The organism is Cyanobacteria bacterium FACHB-DQ100 (genome assembly GCA_014695195.1).
In the GTDB taxonomy this organism is placed as follows: domain Bacteria; phylum Cyanobacteriota; class Cyanobacteriia; order Leptolyngbyales; family Leptolyngbyaceae; genus Leptolyngbya.
The window spans coordinates 236369-254603 of record JACJNW010000011.1 but is presented as its reverse complement, the minus strand read 5'-3'; the positions used below and the strand labels follow the sequence as shown (position 1 = coordinate 254603).

15 protein-coding genes and 1 pseudogene are annotated in these 18235 nt (G+C 49.0%); 7 read left to right on the top strand and 9 right to left on the bottom strand.

Annotated elements, in window-relative coordinates; translation table 11 throughout:
• Positions 1-48 precede the first annotated feature (48 nt).
• Complete coding sequence (locus H6F51_03180) at positions 49-1251, bottom strand: hypothetical protein (protein ID MBD1821514.1); 1203 nt, start codon at positions 1249-1251, stop codon at positions 49-51.
• Between the two features lie 327 nt (positions 1252-1578).
• On the opposite strand from H6F51_03180, the gene H6F51_03175 reads away from it, so the two are divergent.
• Positions 1579-4143 (top strand): M1 family metallopeptidase, encoded by a 2565-nt coding sequence (locus H6F51_03175; GenBank protein MBD1821513.1) that lies wholly within the window; start codon positions 1579-1581, stop codon positions 4141-4143.
• A 44-nt stretch (positions 4144-4187) separates the two neighbouring features.
• Here the strand turns inward: H6F51_03175 and H6F51_03170 are convergent, their stop codons facing one another.
• Together H6F51_03170 and H6F51_03165 are read right to left on the bottom strand one after the other, a co-directional pair.
• A complete protein-coding gene (locus H6F51_03170; GenBank protein ID MBD1821512.1) occupies positions 4188-5300 on the bottom strand; it encodes a hypothetical protein in 1113 nt (370 codons plus the stop codon).
• A gap of 92 nt (positions 5301-5392) precedes the next feature.
• Positions 5393-8746 carry a response regulator gene (locus H6F51_03165; GenBank protein ID MBD1821511.1) on the bottom strand — a complete coding sequence of 1118 codons (3354 nt, stop codon included), beginning with the start codon at positions 8744-8746 and terminating at the stop codon, positions 5393-5395.
• Between the two features lie 340 nt (positions 8747-9086).
• Here H6F51_03165 and nrdR point away from each other — a divergent pair, with 340 nt between their 5' ends.
• Together nrdR and H6F51_03155 are read left to right on the top strand one after the other, a co-directional pair.
• The gene (gene nrdR, locus H6F51_03160; protein ID MBD1821510.1) at positions 9087-9596 is read left to right on the top strand and encodes a transcriptional repressor NrdR; all 510 of its coding nucleotides are present in this window, start codon (positions 9087-9089) and stop codon (positions 9594-9596) included.
• Between the two features lie 104 nt (positions 9597-9700).
• Positions 9701-11134 (top strand): hypothetical protein, encoded by a 1434-nt coding sequence (locus H6F51_03155; GenBank protein ID MBD1821509.1) that lies wholly within the window; start codon positions 9701-9703, stop codon positions 11132-11134.
• On the opposite strand, the gene H6F51_03150 is transcribed toward H6F51_03155, so the two are convergent.
• On the bottom strand, positions 11114-11482 hold the full coding sequence (locus tag H6F51_03150) for a hypothetical protein (GenBank protein ID MBD1821508.1): 369 nt from the start codon (positions 11480-11482) through the stop codon (positions 11114-11116). The genes H6F51_03155 and H6F51_03150 overlap by 21 nt on opposite strands.
• Before the next feature lie 186 nt (positions 11483-11668).
• Between H6F51_03150 and H6F51_03145 the strand changes: the two genes are divergently transcribed.
• Complete coding sequence (locus H6F51_03145) at positions 11669-12208, top strand: orange carotenoid protein (GenBank protein ID MBD1821507.1); 540 nt, start codon at positions 11669-11671, stop codon at positions 12206-12208.
• Positions 12209-12362: 154 nt separating this feature from the next.
• Here the strand turns inward: H6F51_03145 and bchI are convergent, their stop codons facing one another.
• Positions 12363-13460 (bottom strand): magnesium chelatase ATPase subunit I, encoded by a 1098-nt coding sequence (bchI, locus tag H6F51_03140; GenBank protein MBD1821506.1) that lies wholly within the window; start codon positions 13458-13460, stop codon positions 12363-12365.
• 99 nt (positions 13461-13559) lie between these two features.
• Here bchI and H6F51_03135 point away from each other — a divergent pair, with 99 nt between their 5' ends.
• The gene (locus tag H6F51_03135; GenBank protein MBD1821505.1) at positions 13560-14381 is read left to right on the top strand and encodes a 4-hydroxy-tetrahydrodipicolinate reductase; all 822 of its coding nucleotides are present in this window, start codon (positions 13560-13562) and stop codon (positions 14379-14381) included.
• Between the two features lies 1 nt (position 14382).
• Here H6F51_03135 and H6F51_03130 read toward each other — a convergent pair whose 3' ends face one another.
• The 4 genes and pseudogenes from H6F51_03130 to H6F51_03115 form a co-directional block, all read right to left on the bottom strand.
• The gene (locus H6F51_03130; protein MBD1821504.1) at positions 14383-14832 is read right to left on the bottom strand and encodes a hypothetical protein; all 450 of its coding nucleotides are present in this window, start codon (positions 14830-14832) and stop codon (positions 14383-14385) included.
• A 61-nt stretch (positions 14833-14893) separates the two neighbouring features.
• Positions 14894-16198 (bottom strand): DUF58 domain-containing protein, encoded by a 1305-nt coding sequence (locus H6F51_03125; protein ID MBD1821503.1) that lies wholly within the window; start codon positions 16196-16198, stop codon positions 14894-14896.
• Positions 16199-16200: 2 nt separating this feature from the next.
• Complete coding sequence (locus H6F51_03120) at positions 16201-17151, bottom strand: MoxR family ATPase (GenBank protein ID MBD1821502.1); 951 nt, start codon at positions 17149-17151, stop codon at positions 16201-16203.
• 32 nt (positions 17152-17183) lie between these two features.
• Positions 17184-17416, bottom strand: a pseudogene (locus tag H6F51_03115) (transferase hexapeptide repeat containing protein).
• Between the two features lie 203 nt (positions 17417-17619).
• Between H6F51_03115 and H6F51_03110 the strand changes: the two are divergent.
• Positions 17620-17817, top strand: a complete 198-nt coding sequence (locus H6F51_03110) for a DNA-binding protein (protein ID MBD1821501.1) — start codon at positions 17620-17622, stop codon at positions 17815-17817.
• Positions 17817-18200, top strand: a complete 384-nt coding sequence (locus H6F51_03105; protein MBD1821500.1) for a type II toxin-antitoxin system death-on-curing family toxin — start codon at positions 17817-17819, stop codon at positions 18198-18200. The genes H6F51_03110 and H6F51_03105 overlap by 1 nt, the downstream gene beginning before the upstream one ends.
• Positions 18201-18235 lie beyond the last annotated feature (35 nt).

Sequence of the window (18235 nt, the reverse complement as noted above, 5' to 3'; positions counted from 1 at the left end):
AAAAATGGGACAGATTTCTCCATCCCATTGCACTACCGATTCACGAATTTACTTTGCCTGATTGCGCTGTTGTCGTGCCAAATCTAGCAGTCCTCCCCAACGTTTTTGCAGTTGCTTTGAAGTACATTTGAGCATTGCAGTAATTTCTTGATCACTCGCTCCCGATCGCTTTAATTGCAGCAAGTGCTGTTCTTCATCAGACAGTCCATTGAGAAATGTCTCCCACTGATTCGGAGGCAATCCCAGATTCTGATCGAGATCGGCTCCTAACCACTCATGTACCAGTTTCCAATTGTCAGAGGTAGTGAACTTTTCAACATGGTACTTAAAACGCTGCTGGAGATAGTCCCGTTTGCGTGGAGTTAACCCTAACAGTTCATCAATCTCTGGAACTGACAGATCTTGCAGCTTCAGCGTCAGATAGTCTACACAGTCCTTTTGCCCCTGAGATTCGAGATAGCGCATCAGTTCAACGACCACACGATCGCGCAATGCCGATTCCGATAGATCAACCTTTTCTGAAACCATCTGCTCACGAATCATTTGGATCACACCAGAGCGCCCATATGCTTCGACTTCATCTGATTTTGCAGTCTCCATCGCAGTTTCGATATCAACGGCAATTTCTTGCGGTTGACGGCTTGCAAATCGCTGGGCGCGTAGAATGATTAATTGTTGATTTTGTTTCGCCGGTAAGGTAATGCGCCGTTTCGCGTACTGCTCTGTAAATGCCATATATTCTGCAAGTTCTAAGCGGGTGCGCGGCTGATAGTTTTCTGGTAGTTCGTTTTCACGACGGCAGGCTCTCAGTGCTTCGGTGTAAAAGCCTTGCAGAAAGTCTTCAATCAAGGTGTAGCGGGCTTGAAAAGTCAATTGTAAATGAGCAGGCGCGATCGGGCGGTAAACCATCGTGCTGAGATTACTATGCAGTTCGACCCGACCCCGTTGAGAACCAAGCTGATAAAACCGCACACATTTTTGAATGCGGTAGCGTCCGAGCGTCAGTTGCCAAGAATTAACCTGTCCAGAAGCTTGAATCCGATCACTCTTGCTGCAAATGCGATCCACTTCGGTCGCGATGCGATAGGCGATTTGTGCGATCGTCGCGCCGGAAAGCTTTAGCTCAGTTTCAAGCTCTGTTTTAAGTTGCTCGGCAAGTTGATCGATGCGATCGTTCTGAGGAGTTTCATTTGGGAGGGGAGTCAGCCGGGCAGCATCAGCTTGAGGCGCTTGGGTGAACTTTGCTTTCATGAAATTGGTTTCGGTAGATACATTAGTGGCTACACGCCGTACTTATACCGCTTCGGGAAAACAAGCGAAGCATGTGTCAGTTTTTGGAGTGGTTCGCGAATAAGACAGGAACGAGAGTTTTGTCCCTTCTGAGTGGAGCAAAGTTCCAATGATTTGTAATTCAATACGAAGCGCTTTGGACTGCCTTTGGACTGCCTTTGGATTGTATTGAGTGTACCCCCTAGCAGGGTAACACTGATTACATCGATTTGAGTGTTGATCGTGCGTGGAATCCTCCGTTTGAGCAAACTATCGCTAAACTTAAAATCGTAGAAGCGAAAATAGACCATGCTGAGCCAATTCTCCACAGATACGGAAAATGGATACAAATCATTCGAGCTACCGGGCGCACGTCCTCACTACAATCCCGATCGTCCGGGTCAAGTAGAGCATATTTTTCTCGATCTAGTTCTCGATATTCCAAATCAAAGCTACCAGGGAACCTGCACGATTCGGCTCAATCCGATTCGCAATGGTATCGATCGCTTAACCTTAGATGCGGTGAATCTAAACATTGCATCGGTCAAAATTAATGATGTGCCCCAGCCGTTTGACTACGATGGCGAACAGCTACAGATTCACCTCAAGCAACCCACAAAGAGCGGTGAAAAGATTGACTTAGCGATCGCCTATCACGTTGAGAAACCGCAGCGAGGCATCTATTTCATCGCGCCGACTCCAGACTATCCCAATAAACCAACCCAAGTCTGGACGCAGGGCGAAGATGAAGATTCGCGCTTCTGGTTTCCCTGCTTTGACTATCCTGGACAGTTAGCGACTTCAGAAATTCGAGTCGAGATTCCGAAGCCGTTGAATGCTGTATCGAATGGTGAATTGATCGCCACAGAAGATCGCGGCGATACGCAGATTTATCACTGGCATCAAAAAGAAATTCATCCGACTTATCTAATGACGTTGGCGATCGGGGACTTTGCCGAACTGCGTGATCAATGGCACGGTAAAGCTGTAACGTACTATGTGGAGAAAGGGCGAGAAGATCAAGCCCGTCTCAGTATGGGAAAAACGCCCCGGATGATCGAGTTCTATAGTCAGAAATATGGCTATCCGTATGCGTTTCCGAAATATGCTCAGGTCTGCGTCGATGATTTTATCTTCGGCGGCATGGAAAATACTTCAACCACACTATTAACCGATCGCTGTTTGCTCGACGAACGAGCCGCGATCGACAATCGCAACACTGAATCTCTAGTTGCTCATGAACTCGCGCATCAATGGTTCGGCGATTTGGTGGTGATCAAGCATTGGTCACACGCTTGGGTGAAAGAAGGCATGGCTTCTTATGCAGAAGTGATGTGGACAGAGGAAGAGTACGGACGAGAAGAAGCGCTGTATTACTTGCTCGGTCAAGCACGACAGTATCTTGATGAGGATGCTTCCCGCTATCGTCGATCGCTCGTGACGCACGTTTACCGGGAAGCGATCGAGCTTTACGATCGTCACATCTACGAGAAAGGCTCTTGTGTTTATCACATGATGCGAGCCCAGTTAGGCGATGAGTTGTTTTATCGATCGATCGCAACTTTTCTCAATGACAATGCTCACCGCACGGTTGAAACGATTGACTTGTTACGAGCGATCGAAAAAGCCACCGGACGGAATCTCACCTTCCTATTTGATCAGTATGTCTATCGTGGTGGACATCCCGATTTCAAGATTGGCTATAGTTGGGATTCAGATAGCAACCTTGCAAAGATTACGGTGACACAATCACAATCAGAATTGTTTGATCTGAGAATTCCGATCGGCATTAGCTTCGTGAATGAGGGCAGGGTTGATCAAAAAACTTTTACAGTTCGGGTTCACGAGAAGGAACAAAGCTTCTACTTCCCGCTAGAGAAGAAACCCGATTTCATTAGCTTTGATGTCGATAACTATCACCTCAAAACGGTTGAGCTAGAGTATCCACTCCCCGAACTCAAAGCCCAATTACAGTCCGATCCTGATCCAGTCTCACGCATCTATGCAGCGCAGGCGATCGCCAAAAAAGGTGGGCTCGAAGCAGTAAAAACTTTATCCGACTCGTTGAAGAACGATCGCTTCTGGGGAGTCCGCGCCGAAGTTGCCGAAAATCTTGCCAGCATTAAACTCGATCAAGCCGTTGAAGCCGTCATCGTAGGATTAAATGATTCAGATGCGCGAGTGAGACGAGCGATCGTCGGGAGTCTCGCGCAGATTGCGACACCGGAAAGCTATGCCGCATTAGGCGCGATCGTCGAAGCCGGCGATGCCAGCTATTATGTCGAAGCGACTGCGCTGCGAAGCTTTGGAAAAGTTGCCGCATCAGGACTCAGCAACGCATCCGAAGAACAAACCCTAAAACTGATCGATTCGGTTCTCAAACAGCGACAAGGCTGGAACGAAGTCGTCAGAGCAGGCGCGATCGGGGCTTTGAGCCAGCTTAAGACCTCAGAAGCCGCACTGAACTTAATTCTGGAGTACACACAGCCCGGAGTGCCACAACCGCTCCGTCTTGCAGCCATTCGCGCGCTTGGCACAATCTCTACCGGACAAGACAACATCAATTTAGAGCGGATTCTAGAACGGCTGAAAGCGCTTTCCCGCGAAACGTTCTTCCTCACTCAAGTCGCTGTTGCTGTTGCACTAGGACAGATGGAGACGACTAAAGCGATCGGGCTATTACAATCGCTTGCTGATCAAACTCCTGATGGTCGCGTTCGTCGCATTGCCGAGGAGTCAATTCAAACTGTGCAGAAAAATGCAGGTTCGGACAAAGCCGTCAAACAACTGCGTGAAGAACTTGATCAGCTCAAAAAAGAAAATCAAGACCTCAAGAGCCGTCTCGAAAATTTGGAGGCAAAAGCAAAAGGTTAATCAAACATCACAGCTCCTGCATCTCTAAGCAGGAGCCGTGAACCTCACTGATTGATATTGAGCCGAATATTCATAATTCGGTAGGCATCTACTTGTTTAGATTCCAGATTGACATTAAACGCCAAACTTCCGTCTGCGTTTGCTTGAAGCACAAGACCGTTCACGATCGACTGAATATCTGCTCGCACTCTTGGATCATTCAGATTCGGATTTTGCTTCAGCGTTGGGCTATCCTCTCGCACATCTGCTGCTACAACCTGTCCCTCTGGGTTGATGACAAGACCCAACCGCAAATCTAGAGCATTGACCGGAAGCTTGCTTGGAAATTCTACTTTAATTTCAGGTAGAGCCGCCGATTTTAGGGCAACGGTACCTCTTGCATATTGTTCAGGTCGATAAGTATCTTCCTGAAGTGTTCCATAGACTTCACCTCGGATGCCCGTCGCGATAGACAATGGCTCTCCAGCTCCCGATGGCAGCGTTGGGTTTCCTGTTGTAGCATCACCTGGATTTTCCGGTTTGCCTAGATTTTCCGGTTTAGTAGTGTCAGGAGTTTGGGATGCAGGAGGGGACGTAGAAGGGGATGACGTTCCTGGAGATGGAGCGGAAGACTGAGAATTACCACTGCCTGAATTTGTCGTCGGGTTCGGGTTGGTCGTTGATCGAGGTGAATCCGTCGAATTCTGCCTAGAAGTCGATCTCTCGGCTGGGGATTGTCCAGGCTGTAAGGATTCCACCGCTCTCCGCGTTCGACTCGGCGCTCCGGCTGACGAATTCAGCGGGGCAGGGCTAGGAGCAAGTGGATCGCGCGATCGCTCAGGTGCAGACTGACGGGCGAGACTCTGAATTGAGTTTGGTGGTTGGGCTGGCTCCGCCGGCAAAGTTTGAGGCGGCGCTGCTTTTGCTTGTGTTTGGGGTTGTGGGCTTGAAGGCACAGTTCGTTGCGGCTGCTTGAGCGGCGGCGCATTCGGATCAATTTCCACAAAATCTAAGGGAGCCTGAGCCATTCCAGCCGGAGGGCTTGCCGTTTGAGAAAAATACCAGCGCCCAATCAAAATTGCTGCAAGATGCACCACAAGCGATCCAGCTAAGAAAGACAGCCAGAGTACCGGAGAATCTTGCGCTTTCGATCGAGCCGTTAAACCAGAAAATCCCATGCCCAACTCTCACCCACACGGAAAGCAATCGAAACCACGTTCCTATCCTAGCTCTCTCGTCTACGATCGCCGCGATTTAGTTCCTGCCCTTGTTAATGGCGCATCGGGATCTGATTCGGATAGGGGCTAATTGAAAAAGTAAGAACGGTTTCATCTACTCCCTTAAGCTTCAGCGGGCTTTCCTTAGTAATGTTGTCTTCATCGACATAGTCCGCAACCGCCGCAGAAATCAGGATCGACCCCGGAGCTGCCGCCTCTTGCAAACGGGCTGCAATATTCACGCTGGGCCCAATTGCCGTGTAATCCGCTCGTTCTTCACCCCCAAACATTCCCACCACTGCCGTTCCTTGATGAATGCCGCAGCGGAAGCGGACGCGATCGATGCCTTGAGTTTCCCAGTGGGCATTGAGTTGATCGAGCGTCCGATACATTTGGCGAGCAGTCGCGATCGCTCGGCGGACTTGTTCATTTGGAGTCAGCTCTTCCGGCGCGCCAAAGATTGCCAGAATTGCATCGCCCATAAATTTATCAACCGTGCCGCCATTATCAAACACGCAGCTCGTCATCGCGGTCAGATATTCATTCAAAAGTTCAGCCACTCGCCGCGATCGCAGGGTATTAGAAAGCTGGGTAAATCCGACAATATCGCTGAACAACACCGTAATCATCCGGGGTTCAGGACGAAGATCAAGGGTGAGATCACCTTGAGCAGCCCGTTTCACCAGCGTTGGCGGCAAGAATCGGCTTAAAACCGACTCAGTTAGATAAGTGTTAATGCGAGAAATCCGCTGCTCGTTCTCTTTCAGCGCAAGGAGGTTTCGGACTTCAGCCAGCAACTCTCGATCGTTAAATGGCTTCGCTAAATAAGCGTCTGCTCCCCGCTCTACCCCTTGAATTCGCGTGTCTTCGTCGGCTTTAGCAGTCAGAAGAATGATCGGTGTGCCTTTGAGAGCGTCTTGCGATCGAATCATGCGAATCATATCGAGACCCGACACAATCGGCATCATCAGATCGGTCACAATTAAAGACGGATGATGCGTTCTCGCTTGCTCAAACCCTTCTGCACCATTGCGGGCAGCCCAAACTTGGTAGCCCTGTTTCCTCAGTACGCCAGAAACATAGGAGCGAAGATCCGGATTATCATCCACAACCAGAATGGTGGGTTGATGCTCATGCACGGATGGCACGATGATGTGCGGTTCAAGGTCGCAATCGTCTTGCAGTTCAACGTCTAAATCAGCAAGTTCGATCGCGGCTCGGCTCGTCTGCACATCAGACTGGGCATCAACGACCTGATCGGGCGGCAGATGATCGGCTCCCAATTTCAACTCGATCGTGAAGGTGGTTCCCTGCTCATACGCTGATTCTACGTTGATTTCTCCGTTGTGAAGTTCCACTAGTTCTTTTACCAGTGCAAGTCCCAGTCCTGTTCCTTCAAAGCTGCGATTTTCAGATCCCTCCGCCTGACGGAACCGCTCAAACAAGTGCGGCAGTTGATCCTCGCGAATCCCAATTCCCGTGTCTCGCACCCTTAAGCAGCAGTGATCCTCGATCGCCTCTAAAGCGACGGTGATGCTCTCTCCTGTGGGAGTAAACTTCATTGCATTCGAGAGCAAGTTGTACAGCACCTTGTCAAATTTTTCGAGGTCTAGATAAACCTGCGAACAAGGCTCTAACTGCGTCACCAGATGCAGTCCTTTTTTCTCACAGTACGGACGGAAGGTTTCAACAATTTGTCTGACAAACTCCGCTAAGTTACAGGGTTGAAACTTGGGCTGCATTCTTCCCGCATCTAGGCGCTGAAGATCCAAGAGTTGATTGACCAACCGCAGCAGGCGACGCGAGTTGCGGAGGGCAACCGTGGATTGTTCTAGCGAAAGACCCTGACTGGATGAAACGGCGGTTTCAAGCGGGCCGAGCATCAAGGTCAAGGGAGTCCGAAGCTCGTGTGAGATATTTTGGAAAAACTCTGTTTTGGCACGATCGAGTTGCAGCAATTTCTCGGCTTGCTGACGGGTGGTTTGGTAAAGGCGAGATTGCTGTACAGCGATCGCAGCTTGGGCGGCTACCGATTGCGCGAGTTGAATTTCTGAGGCTTGCCAGTGGCGCGATCGAGAGTTCTGCCGCAGCGAAATGCTGCCGATAATTTTGCCGTCGGTAATCAACGGAACGACAAGCAGCGCCCGCGCTGGAGTGTGGAAGTCTGAGGTGTTGAATTCACTATGCTCATTTAAGTCGCTTAGAACAACGGGTTGCTGCGTCGCAATCAGTTGTTTTAAAACGGGGTTGCCCTCAATGGGGATACTCGACTGTGGGAGAAGCGCTTCGGATGGCTTTTGGTCTTGCCAACTCGAATCATGCAGTCCCACACATTGCACAAAGGCAGCATCTTCTGTCCAGAGCGATAAGGCACAGCCATCGACCTGCAATCCCTGCCCAAGCTGTTGTGTAATCGCGGCAAAGATATCTTGAGGATCAAGGCTCGATCGTATTGCGGTCGTGATCGTGTTGATTAACGCTTCTCGTTTTGCCAGAGCGCGGACTTGTTCATAGTTGTACGCCTGCGAAAGCGCAAGTGCTGCCTGATCTGCAACCGTGTGAATGAGATCAATTTCTTCGGGTTGCCAAGTGCGACTTTTGCCGCACTCGTGGAGCGCGAGAATCGCAATCAGTTCTTGCTGGCAAATCAAGGGAACCATTAAGGTCGAGTGAATTTCTGCTGCTGCATAAGCTGCTTGGCGATCGGGAACCTCTTGAATGCGATCGCACTGCTGCACGTCAGGAATCGATTCGACCTGATAGGCTTCCCAAATCGTCGGCGCTAACTCTGGCGCAGGCGTTGCAGCTTTCCAATAGGTAAACGTCTGGTCTTGAATTTCACCATCGCGAAACGGACAGACGATCGCGCCGCTGACCTCGAAGTTTTTGCCGATCGTTTCGACGATCGTTTGTAGGATTTCGTCGTAGCTGAGAGCGCTGCGGATCGTGCTGGTAATCGCGTTGAGCAGAGATTCGCGCTGGAGAGTGCGGCGCAGTTCTTCTGTACGGGTTTTCAGCAGCGTGTGAGTGTCGATCGCGCTTTTGACGACTTCGCGCAGTTCCGTATCGCTCCACGGCTTGGTCACATACTTGAAGACCTTACCGGAGTTGATCGCCTCGACGAGATCTTCAACATCGGTGTAGCCCGTCAGGATAATTCGAATGATATCGGGATACTTTGAAACGGTGAGGCTGAGAAACTCAGTCCCACTCATCATTGGCATTCGTTGATCGGAGATAATGACCGCGATATCGCCTTCTCGATCGAGGATATCTAGTGCAGTGGGGCCGTTTTCTGCCCGCAGCACCTTGAATTCCCGGTAGAAAGTCCGGTAAAGCAGGTCGAGATTATCTGGTTCATCATCGACGACGAGCAATTTTTGCTTCTGAGTGTCACGAGATTTCATGCGCCATTTGCCAACTGAGTGTGGGACGCGCCCAATCGGGGATGTCGAAGTCACATTGCCGAAACCGCATTTGGGCTAGAACACCGCTAGTCAGGAACGGACTAACGGTGTTCGCTTTAGTAAAGTTGCCCGGAATTCAACCCGTTCTAACGGTGATGCCCGGAATTCCTGTGATCTAGATCGCTGCCTCTTGCGATCTAGATCAAGAGCAGGAGAGCGATCGAGCAACATCATCCTAAAGGCGACTTATTTACGCTGCGCTGCCTATAGCGCAAATAAAAAAATATCCAGAGTTGCTACGCTAGGGGTATGATATGTTTGATGATTATTGACAAAATCTATGCGTTGTCCTGCCTGCCAAAACTTGGAAAATCGAGTGCTAGAGTCGCGATCTGCTGAGGGGGGTCAAAGTGTGCGACGGCGGCGTGAATGTCTCAAGTGCAATCATCGGTTTACGACCTATGAGCGGGTTGAGTTCGCGCCGCTCGTGGTGGTGAAGGAGAATGGCAATCGCGAGAGCTTCGATCGTGAAAAGCTGGTGCGATCGTTGACTCGAATTTGTGAGCGAACGGCAATTAGTGCATCCCAAATTGAGATGGTAGTCAGTACGATCGAAGGATTGTTGCAGCAGCGCACAAATCGAGAGATTCTAAGTCGTGAAATCAGTGAGCTTGTGTTGCGAGAGTTGCAGCCCTTAAGCGAGGCAGCTTGTATTCGCTATGCGTCTGCATATTGTGAGTTTGAGAATATTACAGAGTTTTTAGCAACTTTATCGCGGGTGAACTCAGACCTAGAGAGTTCGACGGACTTGATCGGACTTGCGGTAGCGCGATCAAGTTCTCTGAATTGAGGTTCGGCTCAGTCTAGACAGATTAGCTAGATTGGCTTATTATAATCTGCCTTGGGGGAAATTCTTTTTTTCCATTTCGATCGCAGATTTAGCTAGTGCAGTTTATGTCTCGTTCTGCCTTTTCCAGCACAATCGAGACCGTATTGAGTCAAACGGTTGTCGCTCGTCTCCTGCTTGAAGAGTGCGAATGCTTGATTGGGTCTGGATATGGGGTCGTGTTGCAGGCGATTTCGGTTGAGACACGCACTTTTGAGTTGATGCCGATGCCAGCGTTGGTTTTGCCTTTGGTTGAATCAGTAGATGAAGCAGCAATTTCGCAGGCTTTAATAGCGCTCAAAGCGCAGCGATCAATAGAAATTTGCGGCAGAGGCTTTGGAAAGGTGGCGCTACTGCGATCGTTAGCTCATCAACCTGAATTGCAACAAGCTTATCCGCATGGAATTTTATATTTAGACCAGCTTGATCCGATCGGGGATCTGCTACAGACGATTTTTGAACAGTTTTATCGAGTTCCTTCAGAGGTGAAGCCATCAAGAGCAGAGATTCGATCAGGACTGAGCGATCGCCAAGCTTTGATTCTGTTAGATCACTCGAAGTTAACCGCCACAGACTTTGAACAACTGCAGCGCTGGCTACCTCAAAGCCGATTTGCGATCGCGTCGACTGACCGAAGGCTTGCTCAAACAGATTTGGCAATTCAGGTTCCTGAGCCAGTTGAGATCGATTTGAGCGAACGATCTGATGCAGAAATTGCTGTTCTTGAACTGTTGGCAACCGTTGGGGTTCCGCTCAGTGCGAAGCAAATTACGGCGATCGCAAATGTTTCTCACCCAAATTTAGACAGGCTGATTGATCTAAAACTGATCGGAGTGGAGCGAGGGCGCTATCGGTTACGAATTCAACACCGAAGCTCAGAAGCTTGGATGGAAAAAGTTCTGAGCTATGTTCTCGACTGGATTCGGACTCAGCCTAATGCCATTCTGCAAGAGCGGGAGTTACTGATGCTGGCAGTACAATGGGGCGCAAATCAACGACGATCGGTAGAAGTGATTGAAATGGTGCGATCAATTGAAGGCGAGTTTGCCATTGCGAAATTGTGGGATAGCTGGTCGAAACTGCTGCGGTGTAGTTTAGCGGCAGCATGGGCATTAGGTGATGCCGCGATCGAAGCATGGGCACTTCATCAGTTAGGAACCTTGGCGTTTTGTCAGCAGGAAGTTACCGCCGGATATGATGCGCTCAGGGACGCTTTAGCAATCAGAACCGATTTAGCCGAACAAAGCACGAACTCGGAGTGCGCTGTCAGCATTGCCTTTAGCGCTCATAATCTCAATCAAATAAAAGCGCTGATTGTTCCGGTGAAGTCTAACGCTTCCCAAAGATCCTCTCAGCGCTACTGGATTATTGGAGTCACTTGCGCGATCGCGCTTAGCTTGTCATTGGGTGTAAAACTTGTAGCGGATCAGCGATCTCCGAACCACAAACCCTGTTCCAGCCCGTCTCAAAAGGTTTGTCTGCTATTGACCCGGTTTTCCTAGCTCGATCGCTTTTTTCATCAAGTCATCATCTACATTTCCGGTTGCGCCGGAACTCTGCGTGATATCCTTCGCCATGTCGCGGTACAGGTCTGGATCGCCTGTTGGCTCTGAACTCAGCGCGTCGGGTTCAAGTTGGGTTTCGTCCGCCGAATGCACTTCAAATTGGGAGGCTGTTGCTGCTTCTGCGGCTTTTTCGCCTTCACCGGTTTGATCAATGCTGCTGATGCTGAATTCTTGAGCGGCTTCGTAGTCAGCAGATACATCGACTTGAGGCGCAGGACGATCGCCTGCTGCGATCGATTCAGCCACCTGTTGAGCGTCCTGAGATTGAGTATTAATTTCAGACATAATAAATTCTCCTATCTTGCGTTTGCAATGTTGCTACGCTATTAAATTTCAAACTTTCCTGACACGCCCAAAAGATAGATCTGGTCGTTCATCAGAGGTTAGAGTGTGAAGTCGCTCTTGAGGAGGGCGATTTTAGATGGTAAAGCTTGATACGTCTTGAGTGATGTTATTTATGGAAAAAGTTTTATGCCTCAATCCGCAAGTCAAAACGTCGATCCGTCCGAGTATTTAGATCAGGACATTCAGGGCACGATCGCAGATTTTAACCAGTTGGGAGCCGATGATAAACTGGCGCTGCTGTACTACGTTTATGAAAAAATGGGCGACTCGGTTACGCCTGCGGCTCCAAGAGCAGCAGAACCTGAACTAGCGCCGCTTCTGTTGGGTGACGATTTTCTGAATCTATCGCATCAGGATCAGCTTCAAGTGATGCGCGATGTCGTGAATCGGGCGGATACAGAGTATTCTCGCGCTTATGGTGCGCTGAAGGAAAACAATCAGCTTCTAGTTTGGTTTGCGTGGGCAGTGGCAATGGGTGAAGCGGTTGTAGATATGCCTGCGGATTATCAAGCTTCAGAAGCGATTAGTAATTTGTTGAAGCGGTTAGAAGGGCTTGAGTTTGAGCAGCAAATTTCGCTGCTGCGGGAGTTGGCAAGCGAGATGGGATACACAGAGGTTGAACCGATTCCTTCTCAAGCAGAGACTGGAAAAACGGCAAGTTTGTAGGATCTGAAGTAAAGAAAGAGTTTCGGGTTGCCCTCATCCCCAGCCCTTCTCCCTGGGGAGAAGGGAGCCAGAGACCTCTTGTTCCCTCTCCCCCAGGGAGAGGGTTAGGGTGAGGGCAAATCCAAAATTTACGCTTAATTTCAGCAACGCCCTTCTATTCAGCCGCAACTCCAAAGATTTGATCGAACACTTTTCCAACCTTATAGCCAGAATCGATCGATTCCATTGGGTCTTTCCGTAGACGGTGACGCAGACAAAGCGGCGCAATCCGACGAATTTCATCGACGGTTACTTCAGTCCGACCTTCTAGAGCCGCTAAGGCTTTTGCTGCCCGGTTGGTCACAATGTCGCCACGCAATCCATCGACATCGAGCTCAGCGCACATTTGCGAGATTTTCACGCGCAGATCGTAGTCGATCGCGATTGCCTTCAAGCGCTCTTGTGCTTCGACGATCTGACGCTGCAAATCGGTTTGTTGGGGCTGATATTTTTCTAGAAACGGAACTGGATCTTGATCGAATTCGGTACGCTGTTCAACGATTTGCACCCGCAGAACTGGCTCTTTTACCGTGCGGATTTCAGCGTGCATTCCGAAGCGATCGAGCAATTGCGGACGCAGTTCACCTTCTTCCGGGTTGCCCGATCCGACGAGAACAAAGCGAGCCGGATGTCGGATCGAAATGCCTTCGCGTTCAACCGTGTTCCAGCCGGAAGCAGCGGAGTCGAGCAGTACATCGACGAGGTGATCATCGAGCAGGTTGACTTCATCGACATAGAGAATGCCGCGATTTGCTTTTGCCAACAGTCCCGGTTCAAAGGCTTTCACCCCTTCGGACAGTGCTTTTTCAATGTCGATCGTGCCGCAGACGCGATCTTCAGTCGCACCCAGAGGCAAATCGACCATCATTACCTTTTTCTTAACGACAGGCACATCGATGCCTTGATCGATCGATTGCCGTACCCCATCACCCATCAATTCCGGATCGGTGGGATGACTATTAAACGGATCATCGGCAACGACATCAATTTCTGGCAGTAAATCTGCTAAAGCTCGAATCGTGGTGGATTTTCCGGTGCCGCGATCGCCCATGATCATCACCCCGCCGATCTTGGGATCGATGATGTTGAGCAACAGCGCTAATTTCATTTCTTCTTGTCCAACGATCGCCGTAAAAGGAAACACAGCACGCCGCCGAGCGGAAGTAGCGGTCGATCGTCCGTTTTGTGATGTCGGTTGTGTCGTAAAGGTCACGGGATGTCCTGAAAGAGTAAAGCAGTTTTAATTCGCGTTTTCTATTGTGACACGAAGCGGGAGTGGGAGAATAGAGAAGCTGAATTAGAAGGTGAGCCGATGGCAGGTCGCATTCCAGTCGTGGTGAATGGTGCAACAGGCAAAATGGGTCGGGAAATTGTCAAAGCGGTGTCACAGTCGCCAGATATGACGTTAATTGGGGCGCTGGCAAAAAACCCGAAGTATGTCGGTGAAGATATTGGGGAAATCGTCGGCTGTGGGGCGCTCGAAGTGCCTGTGACGAATGAGTATGAGTCAATGATGGCGATGCTGTCCCAGGAGAAAGAGTTGGGCGTTGTGGTGGATGTAACGCACCCGGATGCAGTTTACAACAATGTACGATCGGCGATCGCTTACGGAGTCCGTCCAGTGGTCGGCACAACCGGATTAAGCGCAGGCCAGATTCAGGATTTAGCCGAGTTTGCCGATAAAGCGAGTACCGGATGTTTAATTGTTCCGAACTTTTCGATCGGCGTTGTGTTGATGCAGCAAGCCGCGATTCAAGCTTCGCAATACTTCGATCACGTCGAAATTATTGAACTGCATCACAATCAGAAAGCTGATGCACCGAGCGGAACCGCAGTCCAAACCGCGCAAATGTTAGCGGAACTCGGCAAGACTTATAACGAAGCGATCGTCTCTGAAACTGAAAAAGTTGCAGGAGCAAGAGGAGCGCAAGCCGATGAGGGAATTCGGATTCATAGCATTCGATTGCCCGGATTGGTTGCACATCAGGAAATTATTTTTGGGGCACAAGGACAAATTTATACGCTGCGGCATGATGCGACCGATCGTACTTGTTATATGCCGGGAGTGCTGCTCTCGATTCGCAAAGTGATCCCTCTGAAATCCTTGGTGTATGGGCTGGAGAAGATTCTTTAATCTATTTCTTCTCGACTAAGCGATCGATCTTTTGCCATTGGTTTGCGATCGCTTCTGCTCCTCTTTGGTTCTCTGGATGGCGCGTGTACCAATATGCCCAAGCAATCAACACGGGTTGAAATGGCAATCTCAGCCAGTAAAACAAAGGACTATGCGGAACGTTGTTTAATGTGATTTCACTGTGCAATGCGAGATAGATGTTGGCAGGAAAGACTGCAATAAACAAAGAAATCAGTCCCCATGCTGCTGCAACACTCAAGTAAGGAATACACAATCCAATGCCGCCCAAAATCTCAAAGACTCCACTTACATAGACCGAAGTGAACGCTGGAAAGATGGGCGGTACGATTTTGGCGTACTCTTGGGGTGCAAGAAAGTGAGTGATTCCAACAATAATCAGAGCAACGGCAAAAATACCGCGTAATAGTTCTTTGTGCTTAAGAGGATTCATCGGTCGATCAGATTAACAATACTTCTGAATCTACTGTTTTGCCCGATCACCGAACTTCCCCCTAAAGCTGATTTCTGGCTTTGAGTTGGAGATATCGATCGACCAATTCATTTGTAATTTGGTTCGCGGGTGCATCCAATACCAAAACACCACGCTGCTTTAATGTACTAAATGCGATTTGACGCTGAGCTATCAGATCGAGTGCAACAGCTCTTTGATAAGTTGACGGCAAATCTTCAGTAGTCGTGTGCGCTTGCTGATCAACTTGTGGATCGCGTAGTGTCACACAAAACGGTAGATACCTTGGTGTCAATCTTCCCAATGCTGCAAGCAGTTCTGAAGACGCAGTATTATCCACAATATCGGTAATGACCACAACTAAAGCACGTCGCGCTTGTTGATTGACTAACGTTGTAACTGCACCTAGATAATCTGGCTCTAAGATTTCCGGCTGAATTGGAGTTAACCGTTCAATCAAATGATTGAGATGAGCTTGTCCGCGCTCTGGTGGAATCCAGGTTTGCACTTGTCGATCGAACACTCCAACGCCAACGCGATCGCCCCGATGCAGTCCTGCTAATGCGAGTGCTAAGGTGGCATTCAATCCCCAATCAAACCGCGATAATCCTTTCACTTGAGAAGTCATCAACCGACCTCGATCGAGCAAAATAATCAAAGTTTGCTCTTGTTCTGGTTCTAAGACTCTGACTAAAGGCTGTCCGCGTCGTGCCGTGGCTTTCCAATCAATAAAGCGCGGATCATCGCCAACACCATATTCTCGGAGTTCAGAAAACTCGGTTCCAATCCCTAATCGACGAGCACGACGAATGGAGCCAGAGGATTCTAGAGTTAATCGAATGGAGAGCGATCGGAGTCCAATCAAATCGGGATAAACTGCAACTTTCTGATCCTGCGGTATCTTCCAATTGTGCCAAGCTAACCGCCACGGACTAAGCTGACGGACTTGGATTTCTTTCCAGTGATATTCTCCCCGATTAGAAGGATGCACAGTGTAGGATAGGTCTTGTTTGATGTTCGGTGCAAGCTTGGTTGATAAGGGCATTGATGACGCTGAAAATGCGATCGGATATTTGTCATAGATTCGCACTTCCGCCGATCGCGCTCCTGATTCGACAGTTAAACTTACTAAGTTATCTCGCCCGATCGACAATCGAGATGCCACTTGTCGCTGGACTTTTACCTGATTTGACTTCACCCGTGAACTATCCCAGATTGATAGTCCGAGAACAATCAGATCAAACAATAACAATGCTGCGATCGACAATGCCGCGTTAAACAAGAAGAGAACGGCAGCGATCGCGCCACCGAGTAACAACAATCCGTAAGTTCGGCGCGAAGGAATCATAGTTATCGGGGAACAGGAACTTGATTGAGAACTGTATTGATTACTGCATCCACATTCACACCATCTAATTGAGCTTCGGGACGCAGGATCAATCGATGTCGTAACAAGGGTGGTGCAACGGCTTTGATATCATCGGGAACCACATAGTTGCGACCTGCTAACCAAGCGTGGGCTTTACTGGCATTCAGCCATGCTACTGCCGATCGTGGCGATGCTCCCAGCACTAAATCAGGATGTTGACGGGTTTTTTGCACCACAGAGAGTAGGTAATCAAGAATTGACTCTTCGACGGTGAGCGATCGTACCAATTGCCGCGCCTGTAAAACCTGTTCAACCGATGCTAAAGGCTTAATTCTGTCTAGATCAAGTCGTTTTGCCTGAAATCCCGCTTGATGATTCAGCAGCATTTTCTTCTCAGCCGCCGCATCGGGATAAGCAACGATCAGCTTGAAGAGGAAGCGATCGAGCTGCGCTTCTGGTAAAGGATATGTTCCTTCAAATTCCAATGAATTCTGTGTTGCAATCACCCAAAAGAAATCAGACAGGGGCAAGCTTTCGCCATCCAGCGTCACCTGCTGTTCTTCCATCGCTTCGAGCAGCGCAGATTGGGTTTTCGGCGGCGTTCGATTGATTTCATCAGCTAACAAAATCTGAGTGAATACAGGGCCTTTTTTTAGCACAAAGCTGCGAGTATTCAAGTCAAAGATATTTGTTCCCAAGATATCCGATGGTAGGATGTCTGGCGTGAGTTGAATGCGACGAAACTCCGATCGCACCAATTGCGCCATGACTTTGACGAGCAGCGTTTTCCCTGTTCCCGGAACTCCCTCTAAAATTACGTGTCCCCCGGACAGCATCGCCACTAAAAGCTGTTGCACTAATGCAGATTGACCGACCACAATTTGATCGAGGGCTTGTCTGAGCCGAGAAAACGTTGCTTGAGGGTCGGACATAGATTGAACTGGGTAACTAGGGCAAAACCATATTAGTCCAGAATTTGAGAATCAGAGGATTCCGATGGCACAAAGCTTCGTCTCTCATCATTCGGTTTATCAGCGTCTCGATCCGCCCGTATTCGAGCGTTTGCAGAAAAGTCTCTTCGTCTGAGATGGAGCCGATGAGGTGCTCCAGCCAATTATCAGTCGCTTTTTGCTTCAGTATTGCGACTTCTTTTTCAAGCGCGGTTAGCCGTTGTTCGATCGCGGTTTCATCCAACATAGTTTTACGCTTTACCGTCAATACCAGAAATAGCTTACTGACAGAACGGCGATCGAGACCTTGAGCGTTAGCTTCGCTACAGGGATACGTTCTCGTGAATGCAGGTCTCCCTTCGATTCCGCCCAAGAAATGAGAAAATGTAGTCTTCACGAATTTATTGGAAGTAATATAGTTGCACCACAGGCACTAGAAGGATAATCGTCATGGCTTCAATTACTATTGATCTCTCAGATACCCAATTCAAGAAGTTACAAGACCTAGCAGATGTGCATGGAATTGCCCTAGAAGTTCTCTTGAAAGCGAGTTTAGAAGACTGGCTGAATTCGCAAAAGGCTGATTTTGTTGAGGCAGCCGATTATGTATTAGCAAAGAACGCTGAATTGTATCAACGTTTAGCCTAATGCGCTATCTAACGCTCTCTGAAGTATTAGAACTGCATCGCAGGATTATTGAGCAATCTGGAGGAGCAACAGGTGTTCGAGATATTGGATTGTTAGAGTCGGCAATTGCTCAATCCAGAATGACCTTTGGTGGAGACGAACTGTATCCAAGTTTGCCTGAAAAGGCGGCAGCGATCGGGTTTTCAATTATCATGAATCATCCATTCATTGATGGAAATAAGCGGACAGGTCACGCAACGACAGAAACTTTTCTGATTTTGAATGGATTAGAAATTAGTGCGTCTGTAGATGAGCAGGAGCATTTTGTACTGGCGATCGCATCCGGTGCGTTGGGGCGCGAAGAGTTTGTAGAGTGGTTGCGGCAAAATACAACCGCGAGATGAGCGATCGAGAAATTGAGCGTTAACTTTGCTACACG